The 23,903-nt window shown below is 46.1% G+C and carries 21 protein-coding genes; 16 read left to right on the top strand and 5 right to left on the bottom strand.

Annotated elements, in window-relative coordinates; all coding sequences use genetic code 11:
- Positions 1-14 precede the first annotated feature (14 nt).
- The 9 genes from hfq (at position 15) to ACOJRU_RS16130 (ending at position 10,387) form a co-directional block, all read left to right on the top strand.
- Positions 15-266 carry an RNA chaperone Hfq gene (gene hfq / locus ACOJRU_RS16170; RefSeq protein ID WP_421132747.1) on the top strand — a complete coding sequence of 84 codons (252 nt, stop codon included), beginning with the start codon at positions 15-17 and terminating at the stop codon, positions 264-266.
- Positions 267-283: 17 nt separating this feature from the next.
- Entirely contained in the window at positions 284-1,573 is a 1,290-nt protein-coding gene (gene hflX, locus ACOJRU_RS16165; RefSeq protein WP_421132746.1) for a ribosome rescue GTPase HflX, read from the top strand.
- Positions 1,574-1,627: 54 nt separating this feature from the next.
- On the top strand, positions 1,628-2,779 hold the full coding sequence (hflK, locus tag ACOJRU_RS16160) for an FtsH protease activity modulator HflK (RefSeq protein ID WP_421132745.1): 1,152 nt from the start codon (positions 1,628-1,630) through the stop codon (positions 2,777-2,779).
- A 5-nt stretch (positions 2,780-2,784) separates the two neighbouring features.
- The gene (hflC, locus tag ACOJRU_RS16155) at positions 2,785-3,666 is read left to right on the top strand and encodes a protease modulator HflC (protein ID WP_421132744.1); all 882 of its coding nucleotides are present in this window, start codon (positions 2,785-2,787) and stop codon (positions 3,664-3,666) included.
- 231 nt (positions 3,667-3,897) lie between these two features.
- A complete protein-coding gene (locus ACOJRU_RS16150; RefSeq protein ID WP_421132743.1) occupies positions 3,898-5,499 on the top strand; it encodes an AbgT family transporter in 1,602 nt (533 codons plus the stop codon).
- Between the two features lie 157 nt (positions 5,500-5,656).
- The gene (gene hemH / locus ACOJRU_RS16145; RefSeq protein ID WP_421132742.1) at positions 5,657-6,736 is read left to right on the top strand and encodes a ferrochelatase; all 1,080 of its coding nucleotides are present in this window, start codon (positions 5,657-5,659) and stop codon (positions 6,734-6,736) included.
- A gap of 11 nt (positions 6,737-6,747) precedes the next feature.
- Positions 6,748-7,161 (top strand): DUF4112 domain-containing protein, encoded by a 414-nt coding sequence (locus tag ACOJRU_RS16140; protein ID WP_421132741.1) that lies wholly within the window; start codon positions 6,748-6,750, stop codon positions 7,159-7,161.
- Between the two features lie 148 nt (positions 7,162-7,309).
- Complete coding sequence (locus ACOJRU_RS16135) at positions 7,310-8,950, top strand: acetolactate synthase large subunit (RefSeq protein ID WP_421132740.1); 1,641 nt, start codon at positions 7,310-7,312, stop codon at positions 8,948-8,950.
- Positions 8,951-8,959: 9 nt separating this feature from the next.
- Positions 8,960-10,387 (top strand): aldehyde dehydrogenase family protein, encoded by a 1,428-nt coding sequence (locus ACOJRU_RS16130; RefSeq protein WP_421132739.1) that lies wholly within the window; start codon positions 8,960-8,962, stop codon positions 10,385-10,387.
- 55 nt (positions 10,388-10,442) lie between these two features.
- Here the strand turns inward: ACOJRU_RS16130 and ACOJRU_RS16125 are convergent, their stop codons facing one another.
- Positions 10,443-10,799 carry a DUF2237 family protein gene (locus ACOJRU_RS16125; RefSeq protein WP_421132738.1) on the bottom strand — a complete coding sequence of 119 codons (357 nt, stop codon included), beginning with the start codon at positions 10,797-10,799 and terminating at the stop codon, positions 10,443-10,445.
- A gap of 139 nt (positions 10,800-10,938) precedes the next feature.
- Between ACOJRU_RS16125 and ubiG the strand changes: the two genes are divergently transcribed.
- The 5 genes from ubiG (at position 10,939) to ACOJRU_RS16100 (ending at position 15,203) form a co-directional block, all read left to right on the top strand.
- Complete coding sequence (ubiG, locus tag ACOJRU_RS16120; protein ID WP_421132737.1) at positions 10,939-11,688, top strand: bifunctional 2-polyprenyl-6-hydroxyphenol methylase/3-demethylubiquinol 3-O-methyltransferase UbiG; 750 nt, start codon at positions 10,939-10,941, stop codon at positions 11,686-11,688.
- Positions 11,689-11,938: 250 nt separating this feature from the next.
- Positions 11,939-12,868, top strand: a complete 930-nt coding sequence (locus ACOJRU_RS16115) for a lipase family alpha/beta hydrolase (protein WP_421132736.1) — start codon at positions 11,939-11,941, stop codon at positions 12,866-12,868.
- 4 nt (positions 12,869-12,872) lie between these two features.
- Positions 12,873-13,811, top strand: coding sequence for a lipase secretion chaperone (locus tag ACOJRU_RS16110; protein WP_421132735.1), 939 nt, complete (start codon positions 12,873-12,875; stop codon positions 13,809-13,811).
- Between the two features lie 124 nt (positions 13,812-13,935).
- Positions 13,936-14,544: a glutathione S-transferase family protein gene (locus ACOJRU_RS16105; RefSeq protein ID WP_421132734.1), complete on the top strand. Its 609-nt coding sequence runs from the start codon at positions 13,936-13,938 to the stop codon at positions 14,542-14,544.
- Positions 14,544-15,203: a glutathione S-transferase family protein gene (locus ACOJRU_RS16100; RefSeq protein ID WP_421132733.1), complete on the top strand. Its 660-nt coding sequence runs from the start codon at positions 14,544-14,546 to the stop codon at positions 15,201-15,203. The genes ACOJRU_RS16105 and ACOJRU_RS16100 overlap by 1 nt, the downstream gene beginning before the upstream one ends.
- 18 nt (positions 15,204-15,221) lie before the next feature.
- Here ACOJRU_RS16100 and ACOJRU_RS16095 read toward each other — a convergent pair whose 3' ends face one another.
- Positions 15,222-16,115 (bottom strand): homocysteine S-methyltransferase family protein, encoded by an 894-nt coding sequence (locus ACOJRU_RS16095; RefSeq protein ID WP_421132732.1) that lies wholly within the window; start codon positions 16,113-16,115, stop codon positions 15,222-15,224.
- Positions 16,116-16,127: 12 nt separating this feature from the next.
- On the bottom strand, positions 16,128-17,303 hold the full coding sequence (locus ACOJRU_RS16090; RefSeq protein WP_421132731.1) for an ROK family protein: 1,176 nt from the start codon (positions 17,301-17,303) through the stop codon (positions 16,128-16,130).
- A gap of 240 nt (positions 17,304-17,543) precedes the next feature.
- Between ACOJRU_RS16090 and ACOJRU_RS16085 the strand changes: the two genes are divergently transcribed.
- A complete protein-coding gene (locus ACOJRU_RS16085) occupies positions 17,544-18,560 on the top strand; it encodes a carbohydrate kinase family protein (RefSeq protein WP_421132730.1) in 1,017 nt (338 codons plus the stop codon).
- A 101-nt stretch (positions 18,561-18,661) separates the two neighbouring features.
- Here ACOJRU_RS16085 and ACOJRU_RS16080 read toward each other — a convergent pair whose 3' ends face one another.
- Positions 18,662-20,245 carry a cisplatin damage response ATP-dependent DNA ligase gene (locus tag ACOJRU_RS16080; protein WP_421132729.1) on the bottom strand — a complete coding sequence of 528 codons (1,584 nt, stop codon included), beginning with the start codon at positions 20,243-20,245 and terminating at the stop codon, positions 18,662-18,664.
- Complete coding sequence (locus ACOJRU_RS16075; RefSeq protein WP_421132728.1) at positions 20,245-21,261, bottom strand: ligase-associated DNA damage response exonuclease; 1,017 nt, start codon at positions 21,259-21,261, stop codon at positions 20,245-20,247. The genes ACOJRU_RS16080 and ACOJRU_RS16075 overlap by 1 nt, the downstream gene beginning before the upstream one ends.
- 159 nt (positions 21,262-21,420) lie before the next feature.
- Between ACOJRU_RS16075 and ACOJRU_RS16070 the strand changes: the two genes are divergently transcribed.
- Entirely contained in the window at positions 21,421-23,898 is a 2,478-nt protein-coding gene (locus tag ACOJRU_RS16070; protein WP_421132727.1) for a ligase-associated DNA damage response DEXH box helicase, read from the top strand.
- The last annotated feature ends 5 nt before the right edge of the window (positions 23,899-23,903 follow it).

Below are 23,903 nucleotides of genomic sequence, written 5' to 3'. Positions count from 1 at the left end.
ACTAAGGATATCAAATGGCTAAAGGGCAATCTTTACAAGACCCATTTTTAAATGCACTGCGCAAGGAGCGTATTCCAGTATCAATTTATCTGGTGAATGGCATTAAACTTCAGGGACAAGTTGAGTCTTTCGATCAGTTTGTGATTTTACTTAAAAATACAGTGAGCCAGATGGTGTATAAGCACGCTATTTCAACCGTTGTACCCGCGCGCGCAATCACAATGCCAAGCGCAACAGGAGATTCTGAAAATACTAAAGCTGAATAAATTAGAAGGTAACGCGCTTGTTTGACCGTTATGAAGCCGGTGAACAGGCTGTACTTGTTCATGTTAATTTTACCGACGAAAATAGTAAGGAAGACCTCGCTGAATTAGAACTACTAGTGTCGTCTGCAGGGGTAGATGCTGTCGAGGTGTTAACCACGTCAAGAAGCGCGCCTCATGCTAAATTTTTTGTTGGTTCAGGCAAAGTTGAAGAAATTGCCGCTGCTGTCAACGCGCACGATGCGAATGTAGTGATTTTTAATCACTCGCTGTCGCCGTCACAAGAACGTAATCTTGAGGCGGTTTGTAAGTGTCGTGTGTTAGATCGCACCGGGCTTATCCTTGACATTTTTGCGCAACGAGCCAGAACGCACGAAGGTAAACTTCAAGTAGAATTGGCGCAGCTGCGTCACATATCTACACGCCTCATTCGAGGCTGGACTCACCTTGAACGCCAAAAAGGCGGGATTGGTCTTCGTGGGCCTGGTGAAACACAGTTAGAGACGGATAGACGTTTGCTTCGAGGGCGCATTAAAGCCATTTTGCGTCGCTTAGCGAAGGTTCAAAAGCAGCGAGAGCAGGGTCGGCGCTCGAGAAAGCGTGCCGAGATTCCTACGGTGTCCTTAGTAGGATATACGAACGCGGGTAAATCTACCCTTTTCAATACGATAACGGATTCGCATGTTTACGCAGCCGATCAGCTATTTGCAACGTTGGATCCTACCTTACGAAAAATTGAGCTTCAGGATGTAGGGCCTGCAATACTGGCTGACACGGTCGGGTTCATTCGCCATTTACCACACGATTTGGTTGCCGCGTTTAAAGCAACGTTACAAGAGACGCAAGAGGCGGATCTGTTACTGCACGTTGTAGACATTGCTGACGTTAACTACCGTGAAACGATGGACGAAGTAAACGCGGTACTTGAAGAGATTGACGCCGATGACATTCAACAATTACTAATATGTAATAAGATTGATAAACTTGAAGACGTTGAGCCGCGTATAGAGAGAAACGAAGACGGCATTCCAACAAGGGTGTGGTTGTCTGCGCGAACTGGTCAAGGTACGGAACTATTAGGTCAAGCGCTTACCGAATGCTTGGCTAAAAGCATGGTGAATTATACGTTACGCATTCCTCCCGCACAGAGTCAATTGCGTGGAGTGTTATACGAATTAAACTGTATTGCTAGCGAAGAATACGACAGCCAGGGCGACTGGTTAGTTGACGTTAGAATGCAAACGGCCGATTGGAACAGGTTAGAAAAGCGCCTAGAGCACGGATTATCAGAATATGTTGTGCGTCACTAAATAAAGGGACGCATATGTACTTAATAACAATATTATAAATTATGGAGTATCAGCATGGCTTGGAATGAGCCGGGTGGAAATAAAAACGACCCGTGGAAAAATCGCGGTGGGAAAGACCAAGGCCCACCTGATTTAGATGATGTATTTAAAAACCTGTTTGGCAAATTTGGCAAGTCAGGCGGCGGCAATGGTGGTTCAGGCAAAAGCCTGGGCGGTATTGGTGCAGGTATCTTAGTTGGTCTCCTCGTAGTTATTTGGTTCATTAGCGGGTTTTACACGATTCGTGAAGCTGAGCGTGGTGTCGTGTTACGTTTTGGCGAATATCACGAGCAAGTAGAACCCGGCTTGCGCTGGGCACCGACGTTCATCGATACAGTGATGCCGGTAGACGTCCAGTCGATTAGAGACCAATCTTCATCAGGCTCAATGCTGACTGAAGATGAGAATGTCGTTAGCGTTCAGATGGAAATGCAATTTCGTGTTGTTGATCCGTTCCGCTGGATTTACGCCGTTGAAAACCCTGAAATGAGTTTAAGCCAGTCGCTCGATAGCGCAATTCGTTATGTTGTTGGCCACTCAACCATGGATGACGTACTAACGGATGGTCGTGAGTTAACCCGTCAGCGCGTATGGGAAGAGCTTCAATCTATTATCGAACCCTACAACATGGGCGTATCGATTATTGATATGAACTTCAGAGACGCTCGCCCACCAGAGCAAGTTAAAGACGCGTTTGATGACGCGATATCGGCTCAGGAAGATGAACAGCGCTTTATTCGAGAAGCCGAAGCATATGCACGTGAAATCGAGCCACGCGCACGTGGTCAGGTTAATCGTATGAACGAAGAAGCGCAGGCTTACAAAGAGCGAGTAACACTTGAAGCACAGGGTGAAGTCTCTCGTTTTGAAGAGTTGCTACCTCAATATGTCCGCGCACCAGAAGTAACGCGTGAACGTATTTACTTGGAGACGATGGAAGAAGTGCTAAGTAGCACAAGCAAGATCCTTGTCGATAGTAAAGGCGGCAATAACATGATGTATCTACCGTTAGATAAAATCATGGAGCGTCAACAAGGTTCATCGAAGCCAAGTTCAAGAAGCACCCTTGAAGGTCTGCAGCGTCCGGTAGTGGATGAAGGCGCGAGTAATCGCAACTCGTCGACTGCATCAGGTTTACGCGGCGGTAGCGCGAGAGAGGGGAGATAGGTAGTATGAAAAATTTAGGCATTGCAATATTGGTTTTATTGGTCGTTCTTGCTTCTGGTTCACTGTTTGTAGTGAAAGAGGGCGAACGAGCGATAGTCATCCAATTTGGTAAAATTCAAAGAGATGATGCAACGGGTGATACGAAAGTATTTACGCCAGGTTTGCATTACAAACTGCCATTTATTGATTCGGTTCGTCATATAGATGCACGAATTCAAACATTAGACGGCACACCAGACCGCTTCGTGACTAGCGAGAAAAAAGATTTAATCGTTGATTCCTATGTGAAATGGAAAATCGATGATTTCGCTCGCTACTATCTATCGACTGGCGGTAATAAACTTCAAGCTGAAGCGTTATTGAAGCAGAAAGTGAATAATGGTTTACGTTCTGAATTTGGTACGCGCACTATCGCACAAATCGTGTCGGGCGAACGCTCTGCATTGATGAATCAAGCCATGGAACAAGCCTCTACATCATCGGACGAGCTAGGTATTGAGATTGTTGATGTTCGTGTTAAGCAAATCAACCTGCCAACGGAAGTCAGTAACTCTATTTTCCAACGGATGCGTGCAGAACGCGCCGCGGTAGCAAGAGAACACCGTTCAGAAGGTCAAGAGCAAGCTGAGGTTATTCGCGCGAACATTGACGCAAAAGTAACGGTAATGCTTGCTGATGCTGAGCGTAATGCGCGACAGTTACGTGGTGAAGGTGATGCACTAGCCGCTCAAATATATGCTGATGTGTATTCACAAAGCCCAGAGTTTTATAGCTTCCTTCGTAGTATGGACGCCTATAAGAAAAGCTTTAGCAGCAAGCAAGACGTACTGGTGGTTGCACCTGACAGCGATTTCTTCCGCTACATGAATAAGTCGACAGGTAATTAGTCGTTAGATAATAAAAAAACCAGCCTCCGGGCTGGTTTTTTTTTGCTATTTTTTACACCTAAGCTACGGCTGGCTGCCATGGATTTGCGTTGGACAGTGCCAAAGTTCACTCAAATCGGGTAGACTACGGCTGATAATTATTAAAACTAAAAGACGTGTCTTTACTGATTAACTATGTAGTGTTCCCACCTGCTTAGTAGTAAAGAATGTAAAACGACAGAGGGATTTTTTTTGGCTTCGGAAAATACTAAAAAGCAGTCTGCGAGTGAAAACGGCGGACAGGGTGGTTTGTTCTCTCGATTTCTCGCGACAGTAGAATGGCTTGGTAATTTACTTCCACACCCCGTAACGCTGTTTGCGTTACTTTCACTATTTATCGTTATTCTCAGCGGTATTCTCGGTTATTTTGATATTGCCGTTGCAGACCCTCGTCCTGAAGGGGCTAAAGGAAGAGATGCCGACGGCATGATTGAAGTTATTTCTCTCATGAGTGCTGAAGGGCTGCAGCGTATTGTGACTGGATTAGTCACAAACTTTACTGGTTTTGCGCCATTAGGTACGGTGCTCGTTGCATTACTAGGTGTGTCTGTAGCAGAGCATTCTGGCCTATTGTCTGCGGCAATGCGCGCACTGGTTATGAACGCATCAAAGCGTGCGGTTACTTTTGCTGTAGTGTTCGCAGGTATTATTTCGAACACCGCGTCGGAACTCGGCTATGTAGTGCTCATTCCATTGGCCGCTATGATTTTCCATTCTTTAGGTCGACATCCACTCGCCGGTCTTGCTGCCGCTTTTGCGGGCGTGTCAGCTGGGTACAGTGCAAACTTATTGCTTGGAACGGTAGACCCGTTACTTTCAGGTATTACCGAAGCTGCCGCGCATATGATCGACCCTGATTATGTTGTAGGCCCAGAAGTTAACTGGTATTTCATGTTCATCAGTACATTCGTTGTTGCCACAATGGGTACCATCGTTACTGAAAAAGTCGTTGAGCCTCGATTGGGTAAGTTCGACGAATCAGAGGCATCAATCGACCTTGGGAAACAATCGATGGATGCACCTACAGACATCGAAAAGAAAGGTTTACGTTGGGCGGGCATATCCTTCGTAGTGGTGTGCGCTATATTGGCCATTACGATTGTGCCTGAAAACGGTATTTTGCGTCATCCAGAAACTGGTGCCGTGGCAGGCTCTCCGTTTCTAAAAGGTATCGTTGCCTTTATTTTTATCACCTTCGCCGTGCCGGGTTTTGTGTACGGCAAAGTCACAGGCTCAATGAAAAGTGACCGTGACGTGATAGATGCGATGTCTAAAAGTATGGGGGCAATGGGCCTGTACATCACGCTGGTATTTTTTGCTGCTCAGTTCGTGGCGTTCTTTAAGTGGACAAACTTAGGTACTGTACTTGCCGTAAAAGGGGCGGCATTGCTGCAAGCAGTAGGCTTAGACGGCCCGTCGGTGTTTATACTCTTTATTCTTATGTGTGGCATCGTTAATTTGTCTCTTGGTAGCGCATCTGCACAATGGGCAGTAACAGCGCCGATTTTTGTGCCGATGTTAATGCTGATTGGTTACTCTCCTGAAGTCATCCAAGCGGCTTATCGAATTGGAGATTCTGTAACGAATGTTATCGCACCAATGATGAGTTATTTTGGTCTTATCCTGGCTATGGCAGCACGCTATAAGAAAGACCTAGGGATGGGAACGTTAATAGCGATGATGTTGCCATATTCAATGGTATTCGTTGTGGGTTGGACTATTTTGTTTTATGTCTGGGTGTTTTTACTTGGCATGCCAGTTGGCCCTGGTGCAGCAACGTACTACCAACCGTAGTAACGGCACACATCAATGGTTTAAAAAAGGCGGTCTTCCGCCTTTTTTTATGGGTATAACTAATTGGTGTGATGACACTAATTTTGCGTTACGACAGATCATAATGCTGACATTTTCAGTATACTATCTGTATTAACGATGTCTTAAGAGAACGTAAATGAAGTTTAAGAGTAATAAAGGGTTTACCCACGCACAGGCCGATAAGATTGGCGTGTTAGTGACGAACCTTGGAACGCCAGATAGCCCGACAGCGGGGGCATTGCGACCTTATCTGAAAGAGTTTTTATCTGACCCTAGGGTCGTGGAAGTTCCAAGGCCAATCTGGTGGTGTATATTAAATCTTATTATTCTAAATATTAGGCCTAAACGCTCTGCCGCGGCTTATGCAACGGTATGGACAGAGGATGGCTCGCCACTACTCAGCATTACCAAAGCCCAATCAAAAGCGCTAGAAGCAAAATGTAAAGCGGCCTATGGTGATGATGTCGTCGTAGATTTTGCTATGCGCTATGGTAACCCTTCTATTAAAAGTGTATTGGACAGAATGCTTGAGAATGGCGTGCGCAAGTTAGTCGTACTGCCGCTCTACCCGCAATACAGTGCGTCGACGACGGGGTCGACATTTGATGCGATAGCACAAGACTTCATGAAACGCAGATGGTTACCTGAACTTCGTTTCATCAATCACTATAACGATAGAGATGACTTTATTACGGCGTTAGCGAATAAAGTGAAAGCGCATTGGAAGACGCACGATAAAGCCGACAAGCTTATATTTTCGTATCATGGTATTCCAAAGCGATATTTAATGAATGGTGACCCTTACCACTGTGAGTGCCATAAAACATCGAGGCTTATTGCAGAAAAATTAGGGCTAGCACACGATGATTACATGACGACTTTTCAGTCACGTTTTGGTCGAGAAGAGTGGTTAAAGCCTTACACCGATGAAACCTTAAAGGGCTTACCACAGGCTGGCGTTAGATCTATTCAAGTGATGTGTCCTGGTTTCTCTGCTGATTGTCTTGAAACAATAGAAGAAATTGGCGAAGAGAACCGAGAATATTTCATGGAAGCTGGAGGCGAACGGTACGAATATATCGATGCGCTGAACAGTGATGAAGAACATATCGAAATGCTGTTCTCACTTGTTCAGGAAAACCTGCACGGGTGGACTGTAAGCAGTGATAACGCGGTACGCGCAGGATTAGCCCATGCGATGGGCTCAGACAAATAAGCGAGGATTTTATGGACAAGGACGTTGGTGCACCTAAAGCATTACTCAAAGCGCAGAGAATGGCTAACTTGCTTGATACGGCGGTAAAGTTACCCATTATTCCTGTGAAAATTGGCCTCGACTCACTTGTTGGTCTCATTCCTGGAGCGGGTGACGCGTTAATGCTTTTTGTATCACTTCGCATTGTTTGGTTGGGTAAGTCGCTCGGTATGCCAAAAGCGCTTATCGCACAGATGGTCAAAAATTCAGTCATAGATTTCGGTTTAGGCTTTATTCCTTTCATTGGCGATATTATTGATATTTTTTATAAAGCCAACCAGAAAAACGTTCGTCTAATGGAACGCTGGTGGATAAGTAATAATAAGTCTAAGGTAGACGCTGTAACACAAGCGAAGCTCGCACAGTGGGAAGCTGAACTTGATTAACTAATTCATACGTCTTTTTTCTCAAAATTATTGCTCCCCTCTATTAAAAAACATTAATCGTTATCTATACTTAGTGCGTAGGAATACCATAGGGTGTGTTTGAGATAGCGCGCCACCACTTTACGAAAGTCAAAGGAGTGTGCGATTAATGAAAGCGTCTGATTTATTTGTAAAAGCGCTAGAAGCCGAAGGGGTCGAATATGTATTCGGCATTCCGGGTGAAGAAAACTTAGATTTACTGGAATCGCTACGCGCGTCGTCGATTAAATTAGTGCTCACTCGGCATGAACAGGGCGCAGGGTTTATGGCCGCCACCTATGGCCGCCTTACCGGAAAAGTCGGTGTTTGCCTTTCCACCCTCGGGCCCGGCGCAACTAATCTGGTGACGCCTGCTGCATATGCCCAATTAGGCGCAATGCCCATGCTTATGATAACCGGGCAAAAACCGATAAAAACCAGCAAGCAAGGCAGGTTCCAGGTTATCGATATTGTCGATATGATGCGCCCCATCACAAAGTACACGACCCAAGTGGTTAGCGGCGACCGTATACCCTCTGCGTTGCGTGAAGCCTTTAGGCTTGCTCATGAAGAGCGACCTGGTGCAGTTCATATCGAACTACCCGAAGACATTGCCGCTGAAAATACCTCACAGCCTCTGCTCGCACCAAGTGTGTCACGCAGACCAATAGCAGAATACAAAGCCATTTCTGCAGCGGTTGAAATGATAGAGAGCGCCACATCGCCTTTGTTGATGATTGGCGCCGGCGCAAACCGTAAACTTACGGCAAAAATGTTGCGCGAGTTTGTCGATAAAACAGGTATTCCTTATGTCACGACCCAAATGGGAAAAGGCGTATTGAATGAAAGCGACCCGCGCTTTGCTGGCAATACCGCACTGTCTGACGGTGATTTTGTACACCGTGCTATTGAGCGCGCTGACCTTATCATCAATGTGGGCCATGACGTCGTTGAGAAACCCCCTTTCTTTATGCACCATGATGGTAAAAAAGTCATTCATGTTAACTTTGAAACCGCTGCCGTCGACCCGGTTTACTTTCCTCAATTGGAAGTAGTCGGCGATATTGCAAACAGTATTTGGCAGCTAAAAGAAGGAATAACACCGCAAAATAATTGGATGCTCGATTTCTATAAAGATGTGCATGATGCCTATGTTGCTCATCGGGCTGACGCTGAAGACGATAACCGATTCCCAATTCTTCCAGAACGCTTTGTGAGGGATATTCGCAAGGTTATGCCTGAAGACGGTATCGTTACGTTAGATAACGGTATATATAAAATCTGGTTTGCTCGAAATTATCCAGCTTATCATCCGAATACTTTGCTACTTGATAATGCGCTGGCAACTATGGGGGCTGGTTTACCTTCCGCTATTGCAGCAAAACTCGTGAAGCCCGATGTACCAGTGCTAAGTGTGTGTGGCGACGGTGGCTTCATGATGAATAGTCAAGAAATTGAGACTGCTGTACGGTTAAAGCTAGATCTCGTTGTCGTGATTTTACGAGACGACGCTTATGGCATGATAAAGTGGAAACAAGCCAACATGTCGTTTGATGAGTTTGGTCTTGATTACGGTAATCCAGACTTCGTTAAATATGCGCAAAGTTATGGTGCCAATGGGTGGCGTGTTGATAGCGCGGATGTCTTGATGCCAATTATAGAAAGCTGTTTATCAACACCTGGCGTCCATGTCATCGATTGCCCTGTAGATTACAGCATGAATGACAAAACCTTGAACCATACAATTAAAGAGCTTAGCGCTAAATTATAGGGAGAGAACATGTTAAAGGAAAGCTATCCATACTATCTTGCAAGTGAGGCATGTTTTGCAAACACCGATCTTGACGTTACAAATAAATATAATGGCGACGTGGCCACGCGCGTTGCGATGGCAGATGCATCGGTTATTGATAAAGCAATTGCTGCCGCCCAAGACGCCCAGCCGGCAATGACCGCGATGGCGCCTTATGAGCGCCAAGCTGTACTTGAGCACTGCGTGAAACGTTTTACTGAACGTGCTGATGAATTGGCAGACGCGTTGTGTATTGAAGCGGGCAAACCGATTAAAGATGCGAAAGGCGAAGTCAGTCGCTTAATCGATACGTTTAAGATTGCCGCAGAAGAGAGCGTGCGTATTGGTGGTGAGGTGGTGAACCTAGAGATCACTGCACGTGCTAAAGGTTACCAAGGAATGACCAAAAAAGTGCCTATCGGTCCGTGCTCTTTCATATCGCCGTTTAACTTTCCGCTTAACTTGGCTGCGCATAAAGTGGCACCAGCCATCGCTGCTGGGTGCACCTTTGTATTAAAACCTGCATCGCGGACACCAATCGGTGCATTGATTATTGGTGAAGTATTAGCAGAGACGGACCTTCCAAAAGGTGCGTTTTCTATTCTTCCGTGCAGTCGAGACGGCGCTGACCTGTTTACGACAGATGACCGTTTAAAATTACTAAGCTTTACCGGTTCACCAGATGTGGGCTGGGCACTTAAAGCGAAAGCGGGTAAGAAGCCGGTGGTATTAGAGCTTGGTGGTAATGCCGCATGTATCGTAGATAAAGATGCTGATATAGATGACGCAATTTCACGAGTTATTATTGGTGCTTATTATCAATCGGGGCAAAGTTGTATTAGCGTACAGCGGCTATTGGTACATTCTGATATTTACGACGAGTTTAAATCGAAATACGTAGAAAAAGTGAAAGCGTTAGTATCGGGTGACCCGTCAGATGAAAATACCTTTATTGGCCCCATGATTTCAGAATCTGAGGCTGAACGATTGCACAACTGGATCATTGAGGCAAATGAAGCGGGCGGCACCATTTTGTGCGGTGGAACTCGCGAAGGAGCGATGCTGCAAGCGACGGTGATGGAAAATGTACCCAAGGATTGTGACGCTAGTGCAGAAGAGGCATTCGGTCCATTATCGATATTGGTGCCTTTTGACGATTACGATGATGCACTTAAAGAAGTGAATAACAGTAGATATGGTTTGCAAGCCGGTGTTTTCACGCGTGATATTTACAAAGCACATAAAGCGTGGAATGAACTCGATGTCGGTGGGGTCGTAATTGGCGACGTACCAAGCTGGCGCGTAGACAATATGCCCTATGGCGGTGTGAAAGACTCTGGCTTAGGCCGTGAGGGTATTCGTTATGCGATTGAGGATATGACTGAAACGCGATTAATGGTAATTAGAACGCCGTAGTCGTTCTCATCGTCACGCTACTTACCAATAAAAAAGAGCGCATCGTCGCTCTTTTTTATTCTGCGTATTCTTCAAGTAGGGCAAGCGGGATAATGTTTAGCGCCTTCTCGTGAGTGGCCTCAAGTCTAATTTTGGGCGCGACTCCTGCTTCATAAGCCTGCAGCCAGCGCGCTGCACACAAACACCACCTGTCTCCGGCTAATAAGCCTGGAAATGCCATACTAGGCCATGGTGTGATGAGGTCGTTTCCCTGGCGAAGTGAAAATTGTAAAAACTCATCGGTAACTACCGCGCACACGCTATGATTGCCAACGTCAGCATCAGGAACATAGCAAAAGCCCTCGCGGGTAAAACCTGTGTTTCCACAGCAAAGTTGTAATGGACGACCATATACATTTTTTTCATTCGCCAAAACGATAACCCCACTTCATACGTATATTGAGCGTTGATACAAAAACGATAAACGTATCAAACACGATGCTCAAAAAATTTGTTGTGCCAATGATAAGTGTAACGTGAATATACGCCGCCATCATAAAAAAGGTTTTGTTATGCTAGATAAAAGTGAAAAGTCAGCGCCGCTAAATTACTCACAAGATGAGATTGCTCGATTTGATGCACTGGCCGAATCGTGGTGGGACCCAGACGGACAGTATAAAACCGCACTGGCGTTTAATTTCTCCCGATTAGAGGTAATGACCGCTCAAATTCGTGATCATTTTGGCAGGAGCGGGGGAGAGAACGGGTTGGGCGACCTGTCTATCGTTGATATTGGATGCGGAGGTGGGCTAATCAGTGAGTCATTAGCGGCCCTAGGCGCTAATGTAACCGGTATTGACGCTAGTGCGATGAGTATCGAGGTAGCAAAGCGTCACGCGCTTCACAATAACATCAAGGTTGACTACAAGCATCAACTGTCCAGTGAGTTGGTTGCACAAGGTAAACAGTATGATGTAGTGATTAATGCAGAAGTAGTTGAACATGTCCCAGACCAAGTCACGCTAATAAAGGAGTGTGCTTCATTGGTAAAACCTGGCGGGATGCTTATTCTTGCCACGTTAAATCGAACCATAAAAAGTTTCATTATTGCAATTGTTGGTGCGGAATACGTGATGCGATACTTGCCGGTAGGTACCCATGATTGGCGTAAATTTGTTAAGCCAACAGAGCTAAAGCAGTGGGTGGGCAAAGGGTTTACGTTATCGAATGAAGTAGGAATGAAACTGAATATACTCTCGTCTCAATGGCAAACCACACCAAGCTTATCGGTTAACTATATTCAATGTTTTAAGAAAACATAAACGGTCTTAATAATCCTATATCAACTTAGGTTATTCTCTACATTTGTTAGCTAAATAGTATGAGTGGCAATACGTATATATTGCATTAATATCAATAAAATCAATTGTTTAAATTTATTTTAAATCAGTATTGTCGCTTTTATAGTTTTTGTTTCTTTTCTTATTTAACCGCAACGGTTGATCTTTACATTATATTTACATAAATATAACAAAAGGTCTGACCACGGACCTCCTAAGAAAAGGGCACACAATGAAAAAATTGACACTGTTACTCACGCTAGTACTGGTACTTGTTCCGATGCAGGCGCTCTCAGGTACCTACGCAAAAACCAAATACCCTATCGTATTGGTGCACGGTCTTTTCGGTTTCGACGACATTTTGTTTGTCGATTATTTTTATAAAGTCCCGCATAAATTAACTCGCAATGGTGCGCAGGTTTACATTGCAGAGGTTGCGCCGGCAAATTCTACCGAAGTGCGCGGTGAGCAACTATTGCAGTATATCGACGAAGTACTCGCTCTCTCCGGCGCTGAAAAAGTAAATATTATCGGGCACAGCCATGGTGGCCCCACGGCGCGTTACGCGGCAAGCGTTGCGCCTGATAAAGTTGCGTCAGTGACTTCTGTTGGGGGCGTAAATTGGGGCAGTGCGGTGGCAGACATGCTGCGCAATGGCTTAGCAGAGGACTCTATTCAAGAGGGAACAGTGGGCTTGGTGGTCGATGCATTTGCGAATGTAATTGAACTTGCGTCAGGTTCTGACCCAAGAGATCAGCCAACGGATGCGGTCGAGGCGTTAAACTCGTTGTCAACAAATGGCACGCTTGCGTTCAACCGCCGCTACCCAGAAGGTATGCCGTCAGCTTACTGTCGCAATGACGGAAAAATGCTTGCAGAAAACGGTGTGCACTACTTTTCTTGGAGTGGAGGCCGTACCTATACCAACGCACTTGATGTGGTCGATCCGTTTTTAGCGATAACAGGGTTGGCATTTAATGAGCCCAATGACGGATTGGTATCAACGTGTAGCTCTCATCTAGGAAAGGTCCTTAAAGACAATTATAAAATGAACCATTTAGATGAAGTGAACCAAAGTTTTGGTATTACTCACTGGTTTGAGACAAACCCTGTTGATGTCTTTGTGAGACAAGCCAACAGACTTAAATCGTTAGGGCTTTAACTTAATGCGTTATTGGGTTCTAGTAGGAGGCTTTGGCCTCCTTGTTTTGTTAGGTTATACCTGGTTTTCGATTAGCCCGGCAAATAATGACGAGCCTGCCGTTGAGTCTAATGCGTATGCTAATTCTACGCCAGTGCTCGCGTCAGACAGTGCTGTAAGCGAAGTTGAGCCGGAACTCCCAGTCGCGCAATCTCTTATCGCTTTTATTCTCAGTGCAAAGACCAAAGATGAATTCGATATGTTCATTTTTGATCAACAGACAAAAAATGAAAATGTAGTGCTCAGTGCTTATACACGCTTTGCGAGTAACTACTTTACCGCCAATTCTCGGCGTTATGCTGTTGATTTGTTCGGTCGCTATATTGAATACAAAATTGCCCTGTCTACGCAGGACGTTGATATTGACAGCTATAATGTTAGCCCAAACGACATAATGGCTACGCTGGATACACGGCATGACATTCGACAGCAGTATTTTTCTCAACATGAACAGACATATTTGTTTGGCGATGACAGTGCAATAGACGAACAAGCGGTAGAGCGGCTTCGTATCGCTAATTCTACCGGGCTGTCTGATACCCAAAAGCGCGAGGCTATTTTTGAGCAGTTGAACACCTTGTCAGAGCGTGAGAAGACACCTTACCAACCTACGATTAATATGCATCGTATTGCGCAAATCAAAGCATTACACGATGACGAGACCTCTCGATTTAATGCGCTCTCTGCTGAGTTCGGCAGCGCAGTGGCGACGCGACTAATGGACACATGGGCGCAGCAGGAAAAATGGCAACAGCGAGTAGATTCATTTGCGACATTTAAAGACGTTGCCATGTCTTCTAATAAAACAGCGCAAGAAAAACAGACACTGATTAATACTTATCTCGCAACGCATTTTACGGATAACGAAATTAAACGGGTCGCGGTCGCCGTAAAATACAACTAATGACGTCGAAATACAGGTATAACCATTCAGAGCGGTAATATATGTCCCTCAATTGATTGTGATTTGAACCTTGTTTACGCGCGCACTATTCTTAATTACTCAGCACAATAAGAGCCTGACCCATATGAAGATTTATGAAACGAAAACAGCGCCTAATCCACGTAGAGTAAGAATGTTCTTGGCCGAAAAGGGCATTGATATGGACTACGTCCAAGTCGATATTCAAAAAGGGGAAAATTTGAGTGCAGAAATGCGCGCAAAGAATCCGCTAGGTAAGATACCGATCCTTGAATTAGATGACGGTACTTGTATTGCCGAAACCGATGCTATCTGTACGTATTTTGAAGCGTTACAGCCTGAACCCTCACTGATGGGGACCACACCGGTAGAGAAAGCAACAATATCGATGTGGCAACGTCAGGTAGAATTTGCTTTTATGTTGCAGGTGGGAATGTGCTTTCAGCATACCACGGGCTATTTTAAAGACCGTATGGTACCGGTTCCAGAGTATGGTAAAGAAGCGGGTATCAACGCTTCTAAATATCTGAACATACTGGAAAGGCGGTTGGCGCAAAGCGAATTTATTGCGGGTGATAAGTTCACTATTGCAGACATAACCGCATTATGCGCGCTGGATTTTGCACGTGTTGTTGGCATTAAGCTAAAAGACGAGCAAGTGAATTTGAACCGTTGGTACACAAGTGTATCGAGCAGACCGAGTGCAAAAGCCTAATGATTGACTTATATACCGCCTCAACGCCGAACGGATGGAAAGCGTCTGTTGCATTAGAAGAAATGGGGCTTGAATATACTGCCCATGCTGTCAATTTAATGAAGGGCGAGCAAAAACAGCCTGAATTTCTTGCGATGAATCCGAACGGTAGAATCCCTGTTATTGTTGACAGAAGTGCTGATGGCCATGTCGTTTTCGAGTCAGGTGCCATTATGATATACCTTGCGGAAAAATCAGGGATGTTTCTGCCAACTGACGTAAAAGGTCGTAGTAATGTGATTCAGTGGCTAATGTTTCAAATGGGCGGCGTGGGGCCCATGATGGGGCAAGCCAATGTGTTTCATCGCTACCTTGAAGAAAAAATCCCAGTTGCAATTGATAGGTACCAAAACGAAGTTCGTCGTTTGTTTACGGTATTAGATGGGCACCTTGCAGAGCGCGAGTATCTCGCAGGCGAATACAGCATAGCGGACATGGCCAATTGGTGCTGGGTACGCACGTATGAATGGTCTGGTGCTAGTGTAGATGGGTTAGATAATTTGATTCGCTGGAAAAACAGCATTGAGGCACGGCCAGCAGCGCGCCGTGGTATAGAAGTGCCGAACAAGATAGATAAAGAAGCACTTTTAAAAGGTGCGAAAAACGTCGTTACGCGTTAGACGGAAGTGACGCATTCACTACTGTTGAAGAGTAGTGAGTGCGCTTATATGCTCAGGTCCAATGCCGCAGCAACCCCCTATAATTGTGGCTCCAGCATTTACCCATCGTTGTGCATAGCTAAGATATTTCTCTGGTGTTACATCCTCACGAAGCGAGGATAGCATCGCATTTGCGTCATGGGTTCGCTTTACCTCTGAAAAGCTATTGGCATAAGCACCAATCGTGATGTCGCTATTGTGCAACCGCGCAAACGTAATGGCTTCTTCCATCTCCTCAGGTTGAGAGCAATTAAACAGCACCGTATCGAGTTGTTCTAAAACCGGTATAACCGAATCTAAAGGCTCTTGAGAACGTAGCGACGGGGGCAATGTTAAGTCATGTCGATTGGTCAATGAAAAAGATAGCCATATTGGTTTGTCTGAAAACTGTTTAATGGTATTGACTACCGCAGAGGCTTCTTGTGATGAACTCACGGTTTCAACCAGCCACACGTCAATAAGCGCTTCTTGAGCACGTAACAGGGGCGACAAGATGTCGGTAACGCGCGTGGGATCAAATAAGTCAGGGCGATATGAGCCAAATGCAGGAGGTATGCACCCCGCTATTTTGATAGGGGAGGTGGTGACGGTTACATTTACCGTATCTCGCGCTATTTGAGCTGCCTGCAAGGCCAGTTCAAAAGCGCGCGCTTGAAAACACGCTTCCCCGATATGAAAAGGAACGAGTGCATAGGTATTCGTGGTGATGACTTGTGCACCTGCAGTAATGAAGTTGCGATGCACGTCGGCGACGAGATTAGGCGCTTGCATAAGCGCAAGGGCCGACCATTCTGGCTGCTTAAATGGCGCACCGATTCGCTCAAGCTCTCGGCCCATACCGCCATCAAGAAGTGTAATATTATGCGCACTCATTATGCACTCCGTTTAGTAATAGTTGGCAAGAAGGGGCAAGTTAGCGCTGCCAATAGACTGTGCTTTGCTGCCTACCGTACCTTTAATAACATGAGGGATAGACAGCCCTTTCATGTCTGTATTGTGCAATATCGCAGCAGTGTGTTCGACAAGCGATTTTTTTACGTCATCAGGCATGGCCCCGTCGATAACAATGCCTTCAATATCAAGTAAGCCAGTGGCGCACTGCGCTGAAAACGCAAGCCCTGCAGCGGCACGCTCTACCCAAGACGTAATAACTGAATCGGCAATAGGCCAGTAGTCTGGTGTATTGTAAATCTGCTGCCCATCAAAGCCTGCATCGGTAAGCTGAGCTTCAAGTAGATAAAGTGACGATTGATTAATGAGCTGGTCACCATTTTCTGATGCAAAAGGCAGTGAACCTACTGCGCCTGCATTGCCGGATGTACCCGCAAAAACCGCATTATTGAGTACGATACCCCCACCAACGAACGTGCTGACAAAAATATACAGAAAATTTGAAAGGGCGGCCGCGTTTCCAAAACTAAGCTCTGCAGTACATGCTGCGGTGGCGTCATTACTTATGTATACGGGTAACGAAAGCGCTGTTGATAGGCAAGCTGCAAGATCGACGTTTTGCCACTGTGAAAGCACGTCCTTAGGGGCACCCGCTTCCTCGGCCCATCTCCATACCTCAAATGGCATGGCAACACCGACCCCACGTATCTTTTGTTTTTCATCGTCACAAAGCGCACGAGTCACAGCGGCATAAGCGCGGACCGCGAAAGATAAAAAATGGTCCACTTCAGGGTAAGGTATTTTCTCGTGGACAGTAGAAATAACATTGCCACACAAATCGAGAAGCGTAATGTCGAAACTTCGTCGCCCCACCTTCAAGCCAAGGCCGTAAGCGCCGCTAGCATTAAGCCCGAAAGGAATCTGAGGCTGCCCAATTCTTCCTTTTACAGGGGGGCGTGCTTTTACTAGCCCACTTTTTTCTAATTTGTTGATAAGGACCGTTGCAGACTGTGCAGATAAACCTGATAACTGTGCCAGCTTCGTTTTGGGTAGTGGACCTTTATTACGAATAAGCTCTAGTAAGTCACGCTCATTTTTAGAGCGGTCATCGCTGCGCAATTGACCGTCAGTGGGTGCGTGAACAGATACGAAGGGCGTTATCGAATTCATTGTGCAGAGAATTCCTATAGTCTCATGGCCGCTAAACAGCGAAGTCAGTAAATGAAATGATGTGCTATCACATCATTCCGCTGATAGTACGGTTTTTTACAGCGATTGCTAGTCAAAAAGTATTAAATCAATTAAGTTGATTTAATTAGGTGGTTGGACAATACTTACCGCCATATTGTTAACTTAATGTTGTCATTTTTTGTAGGGCGCATTTAGCGCATGCGTTTTTGAAGGTCAGCGATGAACGCTAGCGCCTTCGTTATTCTGACACACAACACATTTGCAGAGGCAACCATGAAAGTATTATGTTTAGGTGAAGTGCTTATTGATATGCTAAGCCAAGGGGCTGCGCCAAAAGACGGCAACACGCCAGCAATGAAACCATTTCAACCGTATGCTGGTGGTGCACCTGCTAATGTGGCTGTTGCGGTAGCAAAGCTTGGTGGGCAAAGTGCAATGGTGTCGAAAGTTGGCGATGACACGTTCGGGCATTTTCTTATAGAAATGCTTACGCATTACAATGTTAATACCGACTTTGTGTGGAAAACAGAAGGCGCTAACACTGCACTGGCATTTGTTAATTTAGATGAGGACGGTGAGCGTTCCTTTGATTTTTATGTAGATAACGCGGCGCATAAACATATTACCGAGCAAGATTTAGCTGCGCTTTCGTGCAACGACAACACCGTTCTACATTTCTGCTCAGGGTCTATTTCGGGTCCAGAACTTATTCCCAGTACACAGTATATTGTTGATAAAGCACGACAAGAAAATATGCTGATATGTCTTGATATTAATTATCGTCCGGCCTTTTGGGATAATACCGAGCATGCCCCTTCACGTATTGATGATATCGCGCGGCGCGTTTCTATTATTAAGGCAAGTAAAGAAGAACTTGCTGCATTGTATGGGGAAGAGAATGCCGATGCTAAAGTCCAAGAATGGTTACAAAGCGGCGTAAAGGTCGTGCTTGTGACCGATGGAGGCGAGCCCATTCATTACGTTACGGAGGCGTTCAGTGGGACCCTTGCGTCGCCAAAAATGGACGTAAAAGACACCACCGCTGCGGGTGATGCTTTCATTGGCGGCTTCTTGTACTTCCTATCAACAAACGTCGAGAATTCACACGCTTTTTCTGATTGGGCGACAAGCATAGAAAATGTGAGTGAGGCAACGGCATTTGCAATTCGTTGCGGTGCCTACACGGTAACGCAATACGGTGCGTTTAGTGCACTGCCCACCCAGAGCAACTTATAACGTAGCGGCATCTTGTTGTATACAAAAGGTAATGTTACCTCAGTAAACACCGTGCATGCCGACAACCGATTAAAGCCTGTACTGATAGTGGACAGGCTTTTTTAGGTTTCAATGAGTTCTCTTACTGTGGCCAGCGAGTCGGCCTCATTTGCGGGTTTGTCCCACCGAATACGATGAATACGAGGAAAGCGCAAGGCTACGCCTGATTTATGTCGTGTTGAGGGATGCACGGCATCAAACGCCACTTCAACGACAAGTGCCTTTTTCACCTCTCTTACTGGGCCGAAGCGTCCTATGGCATTTCGCCTTATCCAATTATCGAGCTTTTTAAGTTCTTCATCCGTAAAGCCTGAGTAGGCTTTGCCTATTGGCAGCAGTTGTTCGTTTTCCCATGCCCCAAAAGTAAAGTCAGAATAAAAACTTGAGCGTTTTCCATGGCCGCGCTGAGCGTACATAATTACCGCATCAACCACGAGCGGGTCTCGCTTCCACTTATACCATTTTCCTTTGGGTCTGCCCGGTATATAACTGCTATCGCGCTGTTTAAGCATCAAACCTTCAATTGCCCGGTTTTGACAAACGGTATCGTGTAAATTTCGTAACGCTTCCGCTGAGTTGGCGGGCAGTACGTTGGAGAGGTGAAGCCTGTCAATACGGTTGTCGGTAAACCATTTTTCTAGCTTTTCACGCCGATACGTTAGCGGGCGCTCGGTGAGCGAGGTCCCATCAAGCACTAATGCGTCGTAGACAATAAGCCCCACTGGATATTGCGCGATAAGGTTGGCTGAGGGCTTTTTTTTGTTTAAACGCTGCTGTAATGCATTGAACGTATCAACACGCTCACCATGCATTACCAGCAGTTCGCCATCCAGTACCATGTTGCCGGTAACCGCCTCCAGAATATCGGGAAATGACGGGCTAATGTCATCGCCAGTGCGAGAGTACAAGGCTTTTTCAGGTTCATCTTTACGTGTGTTGCACGACAGCTGCACTCTAATACCGTCGTACTTGTTTTCTATTTGCCACTCGTCTTTTCGATAATGCCGAATAGTTTCATCATCAATAGGGTGTGACAGCATAACAGGATGAAAGGTTACCGCGTTTTTAATGTCTGGTTTAGGTGCTTTGCCGTCTAACCATGCAAGCATGCTCTCGTAAGGTGGTTGAACGGCGTGCCACAGCGTTTCTATTTCTTTAATATCTTTGCTGCCGTAGTCAGCCAATACCTGCTTAATCGAGCGCGCTGATACGCCAACACGCAGCCCCCGTGTGCCTAACTTCAATAGCGCCCAGCGCTGTGCGGGCGTCATCATTGTTAGGTAGTTGGCGAGCACCAAGGACACGTCTTTTTTACTGACTGATGAAAAGCGCTCAACAACCTCGGTTAAGCTGGGTAGGGGAGTGCGGGGATGAAAGTCGGGCCACAAATGCGCAACGGTTTCGCTAACTTCACCCACATAGTCATAACTCATCGCAAATAGCGCTGGGTCGACGCGCTCACTGATAAGCTTTTTTACCGTATTGCGCTTAAAAAATTCGAATGTGAGTGTGCCCGCAATAGCTGCAACAGCCCAGCCTCGGTCTGGGTCAGGAGTATGCTTAATATAATCCGCAATGAGCTTGGCTTTGGCTTTTGTACTTGAGGTGAAATAAAGTTGTTCGAGCAGCTGACTGAAGGCTTCCACTACGACTCTCCCTGTGTATCTTCATCGTAACCGACAAGTGAAAGTGCGCGTGCCTTGTATCCCATCTTCTCTGCTTGGTACATGAGCGCATCTTCTCTACCATGTGTTACCCAGACCTCTTTCGGGTTTACTTCATTGATGGTTTGCAGTAATTCAGGCCAGTCACAGTGGTCTGAGATAATAAGTGGAAGCTCAGCACTACGCTGTTTTGCTCGCGCCCTTATTTGCATCCACCCTGATGTCATGACTGTTCTCACGTTGGGTAAACTACGTGACCAGCGATCGGCGAGGGCTGAAGGAGGGGCAATAACAATATTGCCACTAAGTGCCGCTTTGTCAGCTATTTCACTTACGGGAATAAGTTCGCCTAAATCAATGCCAAACGACTTGTACAGCTCACATAGCTTAAGCTGCGCGCCATGTAGGAAGATAGGCTGGTGATATCCGGCATTGCGCAACGCAATAATAACCCGCTGGCATTTGCCCAGCGCATAGGCCCCAACCAAATGACAGCTGTTAGGGAACACCCGTAGCGATTGCAACAGTTTGTCTATCTCGTCCTCAATGGGAGGATGCTTAAACACAGGCAAACCAAACGTAGCCTCGGTGATAAAAACGTCGCAAGCAATAACCTTGAAAGGGGGGCATGTCGGGTCGTGGCGCCGCTTATAATCGCCAGATACCACAACACGATAGCCCGCATATTCTATCAGGATTTGAGACGACCCTAATATATGACCGGCAGGGTAAAACGTGACGGTTACCTCATTAAAGTGCAGAGGAGTTTCCATCTCGACACTATGCTGATGCGTGCTCATGTCTTCGCCATAACGGGTACGCATAATCGCTAAGGTTTCAGCGCTGGTGTACACCGAATGATGACCCGCACGCGCGTGGTCTGCGTGACCATGGGTAACCAGTGCAGTAGATACTGGCGACATAGGATCGATATAAAATCCGCCCGGCTCGCAGTAAAGTCCGATATCGTCTGTTTTCAACCACGTTGAGGGGTGCAAGGCATCTCCTTATATTTAATCTGTCACACATGCCGTTGAATAATCTCTTACGCTCGGTATTCTCAATTGGTTGAATAATAGAATAAATAAACTTTACTTGATGGGCTGCGTATTAGTGTTTAAACGTAATTAGCTTACTGAGTAACAACACTTTTCGTTATGGCGTCGTCAGCAGCAACACTTCCTGATATTTTTTCTGCATGGTTTGCGCGAAAGCAGTGGCAGCTTCGTGATTATCAAAAACAGATGCTGAGCGAAAAAGACCAGCACAATACGACCCTACTTATTGCGCCCACAGGGGCAGGTAAGACGTTATCAGGTTTTCTGCCAAGCTTGGTAGAACTGCATGACGCAATACATCAAGATGGGGGTTATAAGGGGCTGCATACTCTGTATATTTCGCCGCTCAAGGCTCTCACGCAAGATATACATCGCAACTTATTGCAACCGATAGAGGACATGGGGTTAGCAATAACCGCAGAGACGCGCACGGGTGATACGCCTTCGCACAAACGCCAACGTCAACGTAAAAAACCACCACATATTCTGCTAACGACCCCTGAATCACTCATGCTCATGTTGAGCTATGCCGATGCAGACACGTTGTTTGGAAAGCTGAAGCGCATCATTATTGACGAAACACATAGCTTAATGGCGAACAAACGAGGCGATTTTCTGTCTCTTGCTTTAGCGCGCCTGTCTTCACTGTCGCCCACGATGCAGCGCATTGGATTATCTGCCACAGTGGCCTTTCCAGAGACGCTAGGGACGTGGCTTGCGGGAAGCGACACCGAGGCGCATATTATTAAGGTTAACGCAGGAGAAAAGCCTAAAGTAACTATGCTTCACTCGGCTTCTCGGATGCCGTTTGGAGGGTTTATGGCGCGGTATGCTATTGATGATATTTATGATGCTATCAACGCTGCACAAACGACACTGGTATTTGTTAATACGCGCGCACAATCCGAATTACTCTTTCAAATGTTGTGGGAAGTCAATAAAGCCGGGCTACCCATTGCCTTGTACCATGGCAGTCTAAGTAAAGAGCAGCGGCGTAGAACAGAAAGTATGATGGCAAGCGGTATGCTTCGCGCTGTGGTATGTACGTCGGCGCTTGAGCTCGGTATCGATTGGGGCGATGTGGATAAGGTTATTCAAGTGGGCGCTCCTAAAGGCGTAAGTCGGTTATTGCAACGTATTGGGCGTGCAAACCATCGATTGGACGAGCCCAGTGAAGCATTGCTAGTGCCTGCAAATCGGTTCGAAGCGCTCGAGTGTCAAGCTGCCATTGATGCAATAAATAGGGGAGAGCTTGATGGTGATGCACCCCAACCGGGTGCGCTTGATATCATTCCTCAGTTTATTTTGAATTGCTTATGTAGTCAGCCTGAAAGGCCAGACACGCTGTATCAGCAATGTATTGCGGCAGCGCCTTATCAGAGCCTAGATAAAGAGGACTTCGATAAGCTTTGGCAGTTTACCGTAGATGGTGGTAGTGCGTTGAACGCTTATGAGCGATATCAGCGGCTTGTGGATAATGACGATGGCACCTTCTCTCCCGCAAATCGACGAGTCATACAAAGACATAGGCAAAATATTGGGACGATAGTAGAAGCGGGCCGGTTAAAGGTGAAGCGCATTCGCCGTGGTAATCAGGGGAAAATTATCGGTGAAGTCGAGGAGTATTTTGCACAGCAACTAACACCCGGAGACACCTTTTACTTTGCCGGCGAAGTGCTTAAATTTGAGGCGATCCGTGATATGCAATTGCACGCTAGACCCGCAAAAGCAAAAGAGCCTAAAATCCCAAGCTACGCGGGTGGTCAAATGCCGCTCTCTACATTTTTAGCCGAGGGGGTAAAAGACATACTTTCCACACCTCATTCGTGGCAGGCGTTACCAACCCAAGTGAAAGACTGGTTGGGATTACAAAAGGCATTTTCTGCATTGCCTCAGCCGGATAACGTATTGGTAGAACAATTTCCATTTAGACAGGCGTACTATACGCTTTTTTATACGTTCGACGGGAGAAAAGCGAACCAAACGTTAGGCATGTTACTAACACGCCGCATGGAGAAAATGGGCGTGAAACCGTTAAGCTTTAGCGTTACCGATTATGGTCTTTCAATAAGTGCCATAAACCCGATAACACGTGAGCAACTACAGCGCTTATTTCAACCTGATATTCTAGGCGACGAACTAGAAGATTGGATGCTCCAAGCGCCAATGTTAAAGCGCTCTTTCAGACAGGTAGCGGTAGTGAGTGGCCTTACTGAGCAGCGCTACCATGCCAGTACGAAGACCATGAAGCAGGTAACGTTCTCAACAGATTTAATTTACGATACCTTACGAGAGCATGACCCCGACCATGTGCTGCTAAAAGTGGCAAGGGCAGATGCAGAACGAGAGCTACTTGATTTACGGCGCCTAGCGAATCTGCTGATTAGGTATGTTGATAAAGCCACATTAGTGAATTTAGAAAAAGTATCGCCGATGGCGATCCCTATCGTTTTAAACGTGCGAAGCGAGCAGATAAAAGGCGCTGGCGCGCAGGCTATTATTGATCAGGCCGATCTGTATGCTGAAGCTGAAACCATGTTAGATGAAGTACGCGAATTGCTCGCGGTTCAGCAATAGTGGTG

The sequence above is a fragment of the Alteromonas algae genome, from assembly GCF_049117195.1.
In the GTDB taxonomy this organism is placed as follows: domain Bacteria; phylum Pseudomonadota; class Gammaproteobacteria; order Enterobacterales; family Alteromonadaceae; genus Alteromonas.
The sequence above is the reverse complement of the archived record's forward strand: the minus strand, read 5'-3'. Positions and strand labels throughout refer to the sequence as shown.